The organism is Shewanella sp. 3_MG-2023 (assembly GCF_030548765.1).
Taxonomy (GTDB): Bacteria; Pseudomonadota; Gammaproteobacteria; order Enterobacterales; family Shewanellaceae; genus Shewanella.
Genome location: NZ_JAUOSH010000010.1, coordinates 44070 through 58648 on the forward strand (window position 1 = coordinate 44070; position 14579 = coordinate 58648).

Annotated in this window: 15 protein-coding genes and 1 pseudogene; 5 read left to right on the forward strand and 11 right to left on the reverse strand. The window is 40.6% G+C overall.

Going from position 1 to position 14579, the window contains the following annotated elements; translation table 11 throughout:
- Positions 1-274: 274 nt before the first annotated feature.
- Positions 275-442: pseudogene (locus Q4591_RS07635) on the reverse strand (transposase); the annotation flags it as partial.
- A gap of 205 nt (positions 443-647) precedes the next feature.
- Here Q4591_RS07635 and Q4591_RS07640 point away from each other — a divergent pair.
- Complete coding sequence (locus tag Q4591_RS07640) at positions 648-2069, forward strand: DEAD/DEAH box helicase (protein ID WP_303460337.1); 1422 nt, start codon at positions 648-650, stop codon at positions 2067-2069.
- A 146-nt stretch (positions 2070-2215) separates the two neighbouring features.
- Here the strand turns inward: Q4591_RS07640 and Q4591_RS07645 are convergent, their stop codons facing one another.
- From Q4591_RS07645 to Q4591_RS07655, 3 genes are all read right to left on the reverse strand, one after another.
- Positions 2216-2608, reverse strand: coding sequence for a VOC family protein (locus Q4591_RS07645; protein ID WP_102476242.1), 393 nt, complete (start codon positions 2606-2608; stop codon positions 2216-2218).
- An 83-nt stretch (positions 2609-2691) separates the two neighbouring features.
- Positions 2692-3111, reverse strand: a complete 420-nt coding sequence (locus Q4591_RS07650) for a VOC family protein (RefSeq protein ID WP_102438333.1) — start codon at positions 3109-3111, stop codon at positions 2692-2694.
- A gap of 27 nt (positions 3112-3138) precedes the next feature.
- A complete protein-coding gene (locus tag Q4591_RS07655; protein ID WP_102476241.1) occupies positions 3139-3381 on the reverse strand; it encodes a hypothetical protein in 243 nt (80 codons plus the stop codon).
- A 115-nt stretch (positions 3382-3496) separates the two neighbouring features.
- On the opposite strand from Q4591_RS07655, the gene soxR reads away from it, so the two are divergent.
- Positions 3497-3946 carry a redox-sensitive transcriptional activator SoxR gene (soxR, locus tag Q4591_RS07660; RefSeq protein ID WP_102438202.1) on the forward strand — a complete coding sequence of 150 codons (450 nt, stop codon included), beginning with the start codon at positions 3497-3499 and terminating at the stop codon, positions 3944-3946.
- A gap of 234 nt (positions 3947-4180) precedes the next feature.
- Here the strand turns inward: soxR and Q4591_RS07665 are convergent, their stop codons facing one another.
- The 4 genes from Q4591_RS07665 to ushA (Q4591_RS07680) form a co-directional block, all read right to left on the reverse strand.
- Positions 4181-4648: an Hsp20 family protein gene (locus Q4591_RS07665; RefSeq protein WP_303460340.1), complete on the reverse strand. Its 468-nt coding sequence runs from the start codon at positions 4646-4648 to the stop codon at positions 4181-4183.
- Between the two features lie 293 nt (positions 4649-4941).
- On the reverse strand, positions 4942-6618 hold the full coding sequence (gene ushA, locus Q4591_RS07670) for a bifunctional UDP-sugar hydrolase/5'-nucleotidase UshA (protein WP_102519677.1): 1677 nt from the start codon (positions 6616-6618) through the stop codon (positions 4942-4944).
- Positions 6619-6955: 337 nt separating this feature from the next.
- Positions 6956-7630: an alpha/beta hydrolase gene (locus Q4591_RS07675; RefSeq protein ID WP_102519695.1), complete on the reverse strand. Its 675-nt coding sequence runs from the start codon at positions 7628-7630 to the stop codon at positions 6956-6958.
- A 148-nt stretch (positions 7631-7778) separates the two neighbouring features.
- Entirely contained in the window at positions 7779-9491 is a 1713-nt protein-coding gene (gene ushA / locus Q4591_RS07680) for a bifunctional UDP-sugar hydrolase/5'-nucleotidase UshA (protein WP_303412558.1), read from the reverse strand.
- 473 nt (positions 9492-9964) lie between these two features.
- On the opposite strand from ushA (Q4591_RS07680), the gene Q4591_RS07685 reads away from it, so the two are divergent.
- Positions 9965-10972, forward strand: coding sequence for a glutathione S-transferase family protein (locus Q4591_RS07685; protein WP_102476238.1), 1008 nt, complete (start codon positions 9965-9967; stop codon positions 10970-10972).
- 37 nt (positions 10973-11009) lie between these two features.
- Here the strand turns inward: Q4591_RS07685 and Q4591_RS07690 are convergent, their stop codons facing one another.
- The 3 genes from Q4591_RS07690 to Q4591_RS07700 all read right to left on the reverse strand — a co-directional run bounded on the left by Q4591_RS07690 (position 11010) and on the right by Q4591_RS07700 (position 13238).
- Positions 11010-11237, reverse strand: coding sequence for a DUF3389 family protein (locus Q4591_RS07690; protein WP_102438220.1), 228 nt, complete (start codon positions 11235-11237; stop codon positions 11010-11012).
- Between the two features lie 83 nt (positions 11238-11320).
- Positions 11321-11803: a peptidylprolyl isomerase gene (locus tag Q4591_RS07695; protein ID WP_102476237.1), complete on the reverse strand. Its 483-nt coding sequence runs from the start codon at positions 11801-11803 to the stop codon at positions 11321-11323.
- A gap of 220 nt (positions 11804-12023) precedes the next feature.
- Complete coding sequence (locus tag Q4591_RS07700) at positions 12024-13238, reverse strand: lytic murein transglycosylase (RefSeq protein WP_303445799.1); 1215 nt, start codon at positions 13236-13238, stop codon at positions 12024-12026.
- 197 nt (positions 13239-13435) lie between these two features.
- Between Q4591_RS07700 and Q4591_RS07705 the strand changes: the two genes are divergently transcribed.
- Together Q4591_RS07705 and Q4591_RS07710 are read left to right on the forward strand one after the other, a co-directional pair.
- Entirely contained in the window at positions 13436-13795 is a 360-nt protein-coding gene (locus tag Q4591_RS07705; protein ID WP_076537554.1) for a DUF2750 domain-containing protein, read from the forward strand.
- Positions 13796-13895: 100 nt separating this feature from the next.
- Complete coding sequence (locus Q4591_RS07710) at positions 13896-14534, forward strand: hypothetical protein (RefSeq protein WP_102476236.1); 639 nt, start codon at positions 13896-13898, stop codon at positions 14532-14534.
- Positions 14535-14579 lie beyond the last annotated feature (45 nt).

The following is a 14579-nucleotide window of genomic DNA, read 5'->3' on the forward strand; positions in this document are numbered from 1 at the left end:
CACTGTTCATGTTTGAGAGCAATAATGTTTGATCAGAAATGGCAGGGGCTTGCTTATTTATTGAACTTCGACTTGATGAAATTTGATCGTTTTCACTAGCTGAAGTGAAGTTATTGTCAATTGAAAACAATATCGTTTGATCATTTTGTAACTCACCTCTGGACATTTCCGAGTTAGATCTCTAAATCTAATTGGTGAATTTAGGATTAAAATTTCTATGCTAAGTGAGTTCAACTACAAATGAGTGGCCAAATTCACCTTGTCACTACACTAAACGTTCATTTCCTACAAATGCCAGTAACTCTTTGGGTTGCTCACCTTTAATCGCTGAATTTATGCGTCGTTGAATACTAGTGTAATCTGAAGTTTCAGGTGTTGCAGCCATTTACGCGCGAATTGGATTCAAATCAACATAGGCCATACTGGCAAGAACTGCTGCGTCAAAACTTTATAAACTGCAGACAGATCATATTGATTCACCTTGTTAGCTTTACGCTTAAAGCGAAAACAGCCCTACCCTATATTTTGCTCACTCTGTTATACTAACCAGCTATTCTTTACCACTGCGCCATGATTAACGCTAAACCAAGCATTGATCATTGCTGACAGTGTTGTTAATTATCATTTTACTTTACCCGAGATTACACATGCCATTTTCGAAGCTGGGATTAAGCGATCCAATAATCAGTGCACTTAGTTCTTTAGGTTATACCAAGCCGACTCCCATTCAATCTAAGGCTATACCTGTTGCTTTATCGGGTAAAAATATCATTGCCGCGGCGCAAACCGGCACCGGTAAAACAGCCAGCTTTGTACTGCCTATTATCGAACGCTTTAAAGCCCCCCATAAGGTACGTGGCAAACGCGTCAAAGCACTGGTATTAGCACCTACCCGTGAACTGGTGATTCAGGTTGAGCAGAACATCAAAAAATACAGCCAGAACTTATCAATAAATTCAATGGTCATGTATGGCGGCGTTGACAGTAATGCCCAAAAGCAAAAGCTCATTGAAGGCATTGATATCCTGGTGGCAACACCTGGCCGTTTGCTGGATATGTATACTCAACGTGCCGTTAACTTTGACGAGCTTGAAGTGTTAGTGCTTGATGAAGCCGATAGAATGCTGGATATGGGCTTTATTGAAGACATTAACCGCATCATCGAATTGTTGCCTGATGAACGTCAAAACATGTTGTTTTCAGCCACTTTGTCTAACCAAGTTCGCGCTCTGGCTAAATCAGCTATGCGTAACCCAGTGCAAATTTCAGTGGTTGAAGATGCTGACGCAGCGCCAAAAATTGATCAATGGTTAGTTACCGTTGATAAAGAAAAGAAGTCAGCATTACTAAGCCAGTTGATTAAAGACAACGATTGGAAACAAGCGCTGATCTTTATCGAAACTAAACACGGTGCAGCAAAGCTGGTGACTCAATTAGAAAAGCGCGGCATTATTGCAGAGTCTTTTCATAGTGGTCGTAGCCAGCCGATACGTGAGCAATTACTTAAAGATTTTAAAGATGGAAAAATCACCTATCTTATTGCCACTGGTGTTGCTTCTCGTGGTATTGATATTGATGACTTACCTATCGTCATTAACTACGACTTACCATACCCTGCTGATGATTATGTGCATCGCATTGGTCGTACTGGCCGTGCTGGGGCGTCTGGTATTGCAGTGTCATTGGTGTCAAAAGATGACTTTAAAAATCTCTGCGCAATTGAGCGCCGTTTGGGTCACTTAATTGTCCGTAAAGAAGTTGAAGGTTTTGAAGTTCGCAAAGAAGTGCCGATTTCAATCTTAGATTTTGTGCCAAAGAACGCCAAAATGCCAAAAGCTAAAACGGATGACAAGCCAACGCTTTCACGTGGTAAGTCAGATAAGCCGAAGAATAATCATTACGATAAAAACAAAGCCAAACGCTTTAATAAAGAAAGCGCAGCTAAAAGCCCATATAAAACTAGTGACCGCGGCGAGAATAGAAGCTCAGACTCTCGCAAGCCTAGTAAAAATAACACCAGCAGATCAGTGCCCAATGGCACTGGCGCTGTAAACCCTTGGGGTAAATAGGCTGATATTTTTATAGCCGCTAGGTTAAAAGCCACACTTGGTCAATATTGTTTAAAGCGCCGCTAATTTAATAGCGGCGCTTTTTTAATGCTGATTACCTCAGTATGAGTATCTGTAGTTAATGGTTAATGGTTAATTGTGAATGGTTATTTATCACGAATAGTCACTCGCCACGGTGGATTTAATCGATTCTCTCCTGCCCAATACAGCTTTATCTTATTACCTGCAGGATCAAACAGCCTTGCTTCACGCCATAAATAGTCTTGATCTGTGGGCAAAGTTTCAAATTCGATGCCTTTTTTAATCAGCTGATTAACCCATTCATCTAGTTGCTCATGTTCAAAATAGATAACGGTTCGGTTATCACTCATATTCAATTGCAGCTCATCTAAGGTTAATGAAAAACTGGCCTCACCATCAGGACACATAAAACGAGCGTAATGGGCAGTATTAACGATTTGAGTAAAACCGAGAGTTAAATAAAACTCACAGGCTTTAGTCATATTATTAACCGTTAAGGTAACTTGATTAAGATGCATACTGACTCCGACTTAAGATAAATCTCCAACTAATACTGTTCGTTTTTACTGTTGCTTATACTATTTATAAGCGCCAATGAAACTTAAACATAACGATTTCGTTCACTGGGAATATCCGTTAAATACTGGACAAACTCTACCTCAATGCCATCAGGGTCAAGATAATAAACACTGTCAGAGTAAGTATCTTCACGGCCTTTAATCGCTATTTCAAAACCAGCTTGCTCCATTCTTGCCATTAAACTTTTAAGATCTGACACCACATAAGCAAAATGGGCTAAGCCTAAATCATAACCTTCATTGGGACGCATTTTTCCTTTACCGCCATCGTTAAGCGATAAGTAATTATATTCATCACCAAAGTGCAGCCATTTACGCTGCACCCCATGCCACTCACCTTCACCACCGCCGCGAACTTGCCAATGGGGAAAAGCTGCCCGATAAAACGCTAAGCTAGCGTCTAAATTTTGTACTACTAAATTTAAATGCTCTAATCGCATAATCATATTCCTTGTTTTAAAAAGCTGACATTACTTATTAATCATCACTTGATTGAATAGGGTTCGGCTTAGTTCAATAACCGCTGTGATTGCGTTTTCTGCTGACAAATCATGATTCTTAGCGCCACTTGGGGAGCGGCTTGGGTCATCTGAAGCATCATAAGCTTGCTCAGTGACCACTTCCTTAGAGGGTTTGATTACTGTGGTAACCGGAGTTGTTGTTCGATGACTGAATGTATTCACTTGTTCAGTTTTAAAAATTAAATACGTCATTTTGCCTCCTGCATTGCAACGATTTTTAAATCAACTTGTTGTAATATAGTGCCACTATAAAACCTCAACCTTGGTTGAGGTAAAGTATTATTTTTACTGTAATAGGAATATTTTGATGCTTGATGAAATGGATTTAACAGTCGGGCAAGTGGCCAAGCGTTGCGGCATAAAAGTCTCAAGCCTGCATTTTTATGAATCAAAAGGCTTGATCACCAGTTTGCGCAATCAAGGCAATCAGCGCCGCTATCGCCGAGATGTGATCAGGCGGATATCCGTGATAAAAGCCGCCCAAACCATGGGAATAAGCTTGCAGGATATCAAGCAGGCATTTAGCCACCTTCCCAATGAACGCACCCCAACCCCTGAAGACTGGGCGTTGCTATCGACCAAGTGGCAAAATCAGTTAACTAGAAAAATCAATTATTTGACTAATTTACGTGACTCTCTAGATGGCTGTATTGGTTGTGGATGTTTATCAATGAAAAACTGCCCCATATACAATCCTAATGATGAACTGGGTAACAATGATGCTGGTGCGGTCATTTTAGATAGAGCGCTTAAATAGGGGCTTGTGACTTTTACGAGCAGTGCTTTTATTGAAAGCGACGTTATCGCGAAGTGCTTTTGTTGAGAGTGACTTTAATGTGGGATCAATAATGTGGCGTCAATTTGTTGTGAGGGGCTTTATAAACAGTCATAAGGCAAAAAGCCCAACTAGGAAAATGAATCTAGTTGGGCAAAAATCAGGGAAGAGATGAAACTAGTGCCCTTTATTATTTACCTAAAGGGCGGTAACGCATTAACTTTCAATCGTATTACTGGTAGCGCTGCGCGCAGAATTGATTTGAATTTTACGTGCTTTTAACGCTTCAGGGATTTCTCTTACTAAATCAACATTTAATAAACCATTTTCTAATTCAGCACCAACAACCTTGACATGGTCTGCTAACTGGAAAGTGCGCTCAAATCCACGCTCTGCGATACCTTGATGTAAGTATTTACGTTCATCGTTTACTGCAGCCACTTTACTGCCTTTGACGAGTAACTTGTCACCTTCGCTAGTGATATCAAGTTCTTGCATACTAAATCCAGCAACCGCCATAGTGATACGGTAGCGATTTTCGCCAAGTAATTCGATGTTGTATGGAGGGTAACCGGTGTTACCATTTTGTACTGCGGCGTGTTCTGCCATTTTAGCTAAACGGTCAAAACCAATCGCACTACGATAAAGAGGGGTTAAATCTGGAGTTAGGTTAAATTTGCGCATAATCATATCCTTGTCTAAAGCAATATGTGAAAAATAAAATGCCATTATTGGCGGTTTGTCATTACCCTTGCGGCGTAATGGTAGTTAGTACCTCTATTGAGCGTGCCTAACTTATAACTAGATATGAGAACGAAATTTTCTTTTTCAAGTAAATAACTGGAAATAATTTTAAAGGATGCTACCTGAAAGATTAAATCCCTTTAAATACAGTGTATTAAAAGTAAATAATTTTTAAATAAAAAAGGCAACCAAATGGTTGCCTTTAAATAAAACACTAGCGAATTACAGCTTTACTAATAAATACTGCAGCCTAATGAGCTTTTAGATTGGGTAAATTTCACTTCATTTTTCGGATTATAATCCTCAATTTGAATATTTTTCTCTTTCTTAACGTATTCATAAAGCTCAATGGCATCTACATAACCCGCTTCAAGAATATTAATCTTAGGGTAATTGTCACCACCTGCTGCGCTAAAACTTGGAATAGAGAACTGATAGGTTGCCGATATATCAAAAGGCTGACCATTAATACTATGAATTTCAACGTCTTGATCACGACATTTTACAGTCATATCAATACCGTAAAATTGCGCATAAGCACCGCTAGTTCGGGTATTGGTAGCCACTTTTGATAAATAGCTAATTAATTTGTCACCTGACATTTCTGCTAAACCAATAGTATTTGAAAATGGTTGCACCGTGAGCACATCACGATAAGCAATATTTCCTGCCGGAATAGAGGCTCTGACGCCACCAGAGTTCATGATACCAAAGTCAGCGCGCACTTTATTACTGTGTACTTTCGCAATTAACCTACCTAAATTGGTTTGCTGGGCACGCACCACCTTGCGATCGCCTTGTAATAGCCCATCTACTTTACCTATGATCACATCAAGCTCTGCGCTGCCTTTTTGCTGATAAGGTAATAACGCCGCTTCAACCTCAGGGTTACGCTCAACATGCTCACCTACTGGCCAAGCAAGCTTTTTACCAAAAGCCATTCGCTTTAAGTTAATTGGAATTAATCGGTAGTCCACTAAATACAATTTACCGTTAATGTATTCAAAATCAGCGCGGCCAACAAAGCGTCCCCACTCATGGGCTTGCATAATCCAAGTGCCATTTTGTTTGTCTGGACGACAAGAGTCACCCGCGGTGAAGGTTTTATCATATTCACTGTTGCGACCAGCCATACACACTGGATTTTGCGAGTGCCCGCCGATAATGGCGTCTAACTGCCCTTCCTCTAACGCTCTAGCCATCGTGACATCACCAGGGGCATTACTGCCAAAATCTGCATCCTGATAATGGCCCATATGGGTAGCTGCAAACACTAAGTCTACAGTTTCATTGGCTTTTATTTGCGGTAACAACTGCTTCATTTCCGCGATAGGATCGGTAAAAATCAACGATTCTGTATGCAATGGATTAGTTAGCTTTGGTGTGTCGTTAGTGGTCAACCCCACTACAGCAATGTCAATATCACCCACTTTGAACACTTTATAAGGTTCAAAATAACGTTGATTAGATTCTTTATCATAGATATTGGCAGCCAACATTGGAAATGTCGCTAACTCTGCTTGCTCTGCCAATACTGACAATGGGTTATCAAATTCATGATTGCCCACCGCCATGGCATCATAACCAATCATATTCATGCCAATAAAATCGGGGATGGCGTTTTGTAAGTCGGATTCTGGTACACCCGTATTGATGTCGCCACCTGATAACACTAAGGTATGCCCACCATTTGCGGCGACCTCTTTACGAATACCATCAATGACAGTAAACCGCGCTGCCATGCCATACTCACCCGCTTTGTTATGCCAAAAACGACCATGATTATCATTGGTATGCACCACAGTAAATTTAGTGCAATTATTATCTTCGCAGTCAGGTTTTCGATCACACGCAGTTAAACTGGTTAATACACCGATGACGACCAGTAGACTCGGAATTTTTCTTATCATTATGTTATCCGTAAACCTTCAATTTAATACAAGTTGCCTGCAATTTGTTTGCAACTAGTTTCACTACATAAAACGAGCTGTATTTTAACAAAAGTTTACTAAATATTGTGATTTATTTTTAAGTTATCACTTTAAATAACAATGATTTAGTTTTTATTAATACACGCAGATTGTCCAATATAATAAAAAGGGATTTAGCCAAATGATTGAGCTGTTCGAATATAAAAAAGGCTCAGCGCCATAACAGCGCTAAGCCTCTTGTTTTTTATAGCATTTAACTATCACAAGTTAATAGTGACATTGTACTTAATTTGAAACAGCCACACTAAAGTGCCAGTTATGCTTTCCCGAGTTTATCGGTTAGCCATTGACCAATGTGGGACAACTGCGCAGGTATAACACTATGTGCCATAGGGTAAGTAAGCCACTTGCTCGAATAGCCTGCTTTAATTAAGGCATCATGGGCCATTTTTCCAGCAAATAATGGCACCACTTCATCTTGCTCACCATGGTTTTGTAATATCGGCGTATCACTGTTAGCTTCGCTTAAGCCCTCAGGTAAAGCCTCTCCTGCGGGTAAATAACATGACAATGCCATAATGCCTGCAAGTTTTTGCTCAAACCTCAACCCAGTAAATAAACTCATGACGCCACCTTGGCTAAAACCTGCCAGCACAATGTTTTGAGCGCTAATACCCGATTCAATTTGTTCATTGATCAGCGCTTTTACTGCGATTTCAGAGGTTAACACCCCATTGATATCGGCTCGATCATGTAAATCCATGCTTTTAATATCATACCAAGATCGCATGATATAGCCGCCATTTATGGTCACCGCTTGTTCTGGTGCATGGGGAAAAACAAATCGAATACTATGATCACTTGGTAAACCTAAAACAGGCACGACGGGCGCAAACCCGGCTCCTGAGTCTCCTAAGCCATGTAACCAAATGACACATGACTTCGCAGGTGTAGCTGGTTCAACTGTTATACGTTCTAGTAGGGTTGTCACCGACGACATAATTAAATCCTTTATGATGAATTGCGGCTATCTTATACCAATCCATAAGCACCGTTAAGCTTGAAACAAAAAAGGTAGCCGTAGCTACCTTTTTCAATTTACACCGTTTTTAACTTACTCATTAGTTAATCAAAAGAAATTATTGAGCACAACTTTTCACTAACGCGCCATTACGGTAGAAATTTAATTGACCTTCTACAGGTGCATAATCGGCAGCTGATAATACAGGGTTTGCCACAAAGTACTCACGAAAAACTGCTGCATCAGTTAATTGGGTATCTATGTAGTTTTTATGTTGATTAATAACTGGATAATCGTCACCACCAGCAGCACTGAAATGGATTAACGAGAAGGTATAATCATCTTCTAAATCGAAACTACGGCCACCAAGAGAAGCAATATCGACGGTTTCAGCATCACAATTCACATCCATAGCTACATGGTTAAATTGTGGGAAACCACCACCGGTTTTAACTGCCACAGCAGCTAAATAGTCTTCAACTTCCGCACCCGTCATAGTGACATAAGACACAAAATTACCAAATGGCTGTACAGTTAACACATCACGGTATGAAATATCACCTTCAGCGATAGAAGCACGGACACCACCTGAATTCATTACGCCAAAGTCTGCGGTGACATTGAAGTTATTGCTAACAAATTCTGAATAAGCTGTAGTGAGCAGGTTACCTAGGTTTGTTTGCTCAACACGTACCACTTCACGATCGCCTTCAAACTTACCATCAGTATAGGAAATCACTACATCTAACAATTCTTGACCGCGCTGTTGATATGGCAATAAGGTGTCATATACTGTTTGGTCTTTTTCAATTTCTTCAGTAATGAAAACTAACTCGCCACTTTCATCTTCTTGCTTTAAGTTAATTGGGATGAGTGAGTATTCTGCCAGCGTTAGCTCTCCATCCATGTATTCAAAATCAGCACGTCCAACGTACTTGCCCCATTCATGGGCTTGCATGATATAAGTCCCATTTTGCTGATCAGGTTTACAGTCATCACCTGGAGCAAAGTCGGCGTACTCATCCCCTTCCATACATACTGGGTTTTGTGAATGACCACCTATAATCGCGTGCAGTTGACCTTGCTCAACTGAGCGAGCTAGCATCACATCACCAGCGGCTTCTGTACCATGATTACCGTCAGCATAATGACCCATATGGGTTACAGCAAACACCATATCAACGTCTTCATTGGCTTCGATTTCAGCAAGAACAATAGGCAGCTCGTCTTGAGGATCGGTAAATGTCAGTCTGTCGACATTTTCTGGATTAACAATTTTGGGGGTATCAACAGTGGTAAAACCGATAATTGCAATTTTTACGCCATTAATATCAAACACTCGGTAAGGTTCAAAATAGCGCGCGTCTGCATTTTTGTCATAGATGTTAGCTGCAAGCATTGGAAAATTAGCCAATGTTGACTGCATATCAAGGGTGCTTAGAGGATTGTCAAACTCATGGTTACCCACTGCCATAGCGTCATAACCTAATAGGTTCATCCCCATGAAGTCAGGAATGGCTTGCTGCATGTCTGACTCAGGTACACCAGTGTTAATATCACCACCAGATAAAAGAATGGTTTCACCGCCAGCACGCTCTACTTCATGTCGAATTTGATCAATCACAGTTTTACGCGCAGCCATACCATATTCGCCATTGCTGTTTTCCCAAAAACGGCCATGATTATCATTGGTATGAATAACAGTAAAGCTAGTACATGCATCACCAGCAGCTTCACAAGCTGTTAGGTTTTTATCATCGTCATTACTACAACCTGACAATGTCGCGAGTACAGCAGAGGCCACTAAGCATTTGCACAAGATGTTTTTCATGATCTAACCCTTAATCAATTTAATTTTTATAATGTACGAGCTATCCAGCCCATTGCTGAATGCTAGCAAACATTGCATAAATCTCATGTCAGTTTGATTACAAAAAACCACAATTTACCCAGCCACAACAACAAGATACATCTTGGAAAACATTAAAATCAAAAACAAAACACTCGCACAAAAAAAACAAAACAAGTCAGACATTTTAAGTTGTAACAACACAAATTGTATCTGGTTGATATTTGAACCCATATAGCCATATTTTTCTATTGATGTGAGTTTTTTGTTAAAAGCACCGCAATTAAAGCAACCAATACTCGCTATTCCAATTCAATATTTTCAGTAACAGTAAATACATTTAGGCTCAAGCAGCTTCGAATTAATCGAACGTTATTGCCCATTTAATCCGCTTTTTTTGCTAAAATTTATCACTTAAACTCAGTCATAGAAGTTGAAATTATCAGGTGGCAATGATGGGGTTATTACAAAATGGACACTGGGTCGATCAATGGTACCCAACGAAGGAAAATGGCGGCAATTTTCACCGAGAAGATGCACAATTTAGGCATTGGATAACACCAGACGGCAGTGCAGAAGTAAGTGGTGATGCAGGCTTTAAAGCTGAAGCTGGACGTTACCATTTATACGTTTCATTGGCTTGTCCTTGGGCTCATAGAACCTTAATTTTTCTACAACTTAAACAGTTAACCCAAATGATTGATGTCACTGTGGTTGAGCCGCACATGCTCAGTAACGGCTGGGAGTTTGCAGGATCTAATCAGTCGGCAGCTGCTAATGCCATTGAAGGCGCTAATACCGATCCTTTGTTTAATAAAGATTACCTGTATCAAATTTACCAAATGGCCAAAGCTGATTATAACGGTCGTGTCACTGTGCCCGTATTATGGGATAAACACACTAATACCATAGTCAGTAATGAATCATCTGACATTATTCGTATGTTTAATCGGGCGTTTAATCATCTTACGGCTAACCATGACGACTATTATCCAGCAGCACTACGTCAAGATATTGATGAACTGAATGCCATGATTTACGACAACATTAATAATGGTGTATATCGCAGTGGTTTTGCTACTACTCAACAAGCATATGAAGCAGCAATAACGCCACTGTTTGCCAGCTTAGCGCAATTAGAACAACGCTTAGCAACAAAACGCTACTTAATGGGAGATGTGATAACTGAAGCAGATTGGCGTTTATTTACCACTTTAATTCGCTTTGATTGTGTTTATGTAGGCCACTTTAAAACCAATATTAGAACCATTGAGTCCTACCCTTGCCTTTCTGGTTACCTCAGGGACTTATACCAACAGCCTGGCATTGCTGACACGGTAAACTTTGAGCACATCAAGCAGCATTACTACTTTAGCCACCAACAAATTAATCCAACCCAAATCGTGCCAGTTGGCCCAGAGATTGACTATAGCAGTCCCCATAACCGAGATTCACTAGCCTAGGTGCTCCTGTAGTGAAGCTTGTCGCAGCCGAATCAGATTATTCGGCTGCAATGCCCATTATTTCGATGGCTTCATAAAATTGCTGGGCATTATCCAATTTTAAACTCCAGCGCACAGCGCCAGCATCTGCGATTAACATTAAACTGTCACTAAGACATTTCATGTCATCGACCATTGCGGTCAAGACGATGTTATTGGTATTTAATCGACACTGGATTTCAAATGGCGTGACCACTAATTTACCTTGGGAAAATTCAATTATCATTCGGATGCTTCTTTTATTTCAAACAAAAATCCCAAGTATATTAACTACACTTGGGATTACATTTGGGGTAATGCAGCAATAAATTAGTGCTGATGACCACCCTCACCGTGTGAATGACCGTGGGCAATTTCTTCATCAGTTGCATCACGAAAATCAACCACTTCGATATCAAAGGTTAACTCACGACCGGCTAATGGGTGGTTAGTATCGATGGTCGCCATGAATTTACCCATTTTAACGATAGTCACTTGGCGTTGGCCTTCTTCAGTATTGACAATAGCAGACATGCCCACTTTCCATACTTTAGCGCCTTGTAGGTGTTTTACTGAAACACGTTGCTCAGCACCTTCCATACGCTCACCATAGGTCTCAGCAGCTGGTAATGTAACGGTGAACTTTTCACCCGCATCTTTGCCAGCAATGGCATTTTCTACACCTGGCATCATGTTGTCATGGCCATGTAAATAGGCGATTGGAGAACCACCTTCGTTACTTTCAATCACTTCACCTTGTTCGTCACGAAGGGTGTAGTTGAATCGAACTACCATATTGTCTTGAGCGCTCATCGAATGTCCTTAGTTTACTTCGATATCAATAGTTTCCGCAGCTTAACAAATACCCGATTAAGCTGCCAGTAAAAGCCGAGATAATCGATTGCTATGCTTTTAGCTTATGCTTTTAGCTTATTCTTTAAGCTTATGAACTGAGTTTAAGCACTAAGCCTGCGAACTGGCAGAGAATAAACTCTCAGCGATGCAATCATTATTTTTTAATTGAAGCTACGGATTATAAACTGATCTTAATACCTAACGCGGCGAAGGTTTTTTGATCGGGAAAGCCATCAGCAATCAAGTTTTTACTGCGCTGAAATGCCTGCACTCCTGCAATCGAGTTTCGCCCGAGTACACCATCTGGCTTACCAACATCAAAACCCAGTTCATTTAATTTTGCTTGCATAAGCTTAATGTCGCTGCGATTAAATAGACCATGATCCGGCGCGCTTACTCTCAGCGGCGCTGCACCATTCACCCTATCGGCTAAATGGCCCACGGCAATGGCGTAAAATTCAGAGCGATTCCAGCGCATAATGACATCAAAGTTATCGTAACCTAAGAATGCTGGCCCGGTATGACCAGACGGGACATACAATGAGGCTTCCATCTCTGGAGTCGTCAACGGTGTGCCATTGGCTTGCTTGAGGTTTAATGCAGCCCAATCGGTTAACGGTTTAGGGTGCTTGCGGCCAAGGTATTGGTAATCATAATTTTCAGGCAATAATACTTCTCTGCCCCAGCGTTCATTCGCTTTCCAGCCCAGTTGCTGCAAAAAGTTTGCCGCAGACGTTAGGGCATCGGCAGTGCTATTCCACAAATCGACTTTACCGTCACCATCACCATCAACGGCATATTTAGCGTAATTGGTTGGCATAAATTGAGTATGCCCCATCGCGCCAGCCCAAGAGCCCACCATAGTCGCATCATCAAATTGATACTTTTCTTTAAGCTTTAAAGCTTGCATCAATTCATTGGTAAAATAGCTACTACGACGAGGATCACAGGCTAATGTCGCTAACGAATTTAACACTGACATTTTGCCCTTATAGCCACCAAAGTTGGTTTCCAGCCCCCAAAAAGCAATGATATATTGGCCTGGTACCCCATACTTAAGGGTAAGCTTATTTAATAATTCTCGATGCTCGGCTAATAAACGCCGCCCCTCTTTAACACGCCAATCAGTCACACGCTTATTGAAGTAATTACCAAAGGTGGTGCTAAACTCTGGCTGCTGATTATCAAGCTCAATCACTCTAGGAATGTACTTTAGATTAGCGACACTGGTATTTATCGTTTGCTCGGATAAGCCTTCACTGCGGGCTGTAACTTTAAGCTTATCCACACACTGGGAAAAATCATCGGACGCTGCAATTGCTTGAAGACTAACAAAGCAGCTAGAAACCACTACAGCCGATTTTAGTAACGCTGGAAATTTGAAACTCACCATAAAAAGAATACTTCGACTAATCAATGAATAGCCACATCCTGACTTATCAAGCAAAAGGAAACAAGATCAAAACCCGCTAAAACTGTGATAATTTGTATTTGTTTATTTCATTTTGCGATAGAAGATTAATAGTGTTTTGTATTGTTTAGCGTTAACGTATAATGCATCAGTTAATTGAAATTTCTAAGAGACTAATCATGATTGAACTAACCCCTGCAGTTGTAAGCTTTATTGAAAATGTGAAAAAGCATCAAGTCCTTTGGGGCTTAGCGGATGAGACTGGTGAAGGTTGGGTTGTCTGTGACTCTTCTGAATTTGAACAAACTGATGTGATGCCTTTATGGTCAACACAAGCTGCGGCGGCAAGCCATTGTACTGAAGAGTGGGCAGACTATGTCGCTGTTGAGATCAGTGTGAATGACTTTTTAGAATTTTGGGTTGGCGATTTAAATGAAGACGGTGTATTAATCGGTCTTGATTGGGTTGCAAACGAAGAATGTTTAGAAGTAGATCCAATTGAATTAGCTAAAGAGCTAGTTGATATTGAAGCCGAATAATTACATTCTTGGCTAAATTAAGCTGCTGCAGTTCGTTACGAACTAAAGCAGCTTTTTTATAAGAAAAATTCACTTGCCAGTTATAACTTAAAGGCCTGTTTTGAATCATTTACCTCCCCTAATTGATATCCCTTTCGATCTTCGCCATCAATGCTGGTTTTGCGCCGAGCCTAGTAACGATGTGTTCAGTTATTATGCTAAAGCATCAACCCCGCACCCTTCATTAACACTGCCAGCATGCAGTGAGTGTGCAAGGTTAGCTAAAAAGAATTTACTGACTTCTATTTGGGATTGCAGAGACGCAGTAAAAGATGACTTAATGCAGATTTATCATAAAGATCTCGCCATTGGCATTAATTGGACCGAAGAAGAGTTGGCTGAGTCAGGTTTTGATTGTCGAATATTATCTGGCTTTAAAGAAAGTGCATGGATGATGTACAACATTGCCAAAGGCCGCATTAATGCAAAAGGTTGGCCCTTGGTGCTCAATGGCATTGATATTGAACAAGGTTATAGCGCGGTATTTGAGTTTGATGGTTTACAGTTTAATAGCCTAAATAAGGCAATTAATCACTATTGTGACACCTTAGCGCTCAACAAATCGCTGTTATGTGAAATACTCAATATTGTCGGCAAAGACAAGTTTTCTTATGCGGTAAGGTTATGTCGAATGAACATTGGCATTACCAAAGAGCATCAAAAGCTGCTTATCGAACAGGTTCAAGAAGAGTTTACTTAAATTTGAGCGACTAAAACAGTAAGCCACAACAGAGCGAGCGCTAAC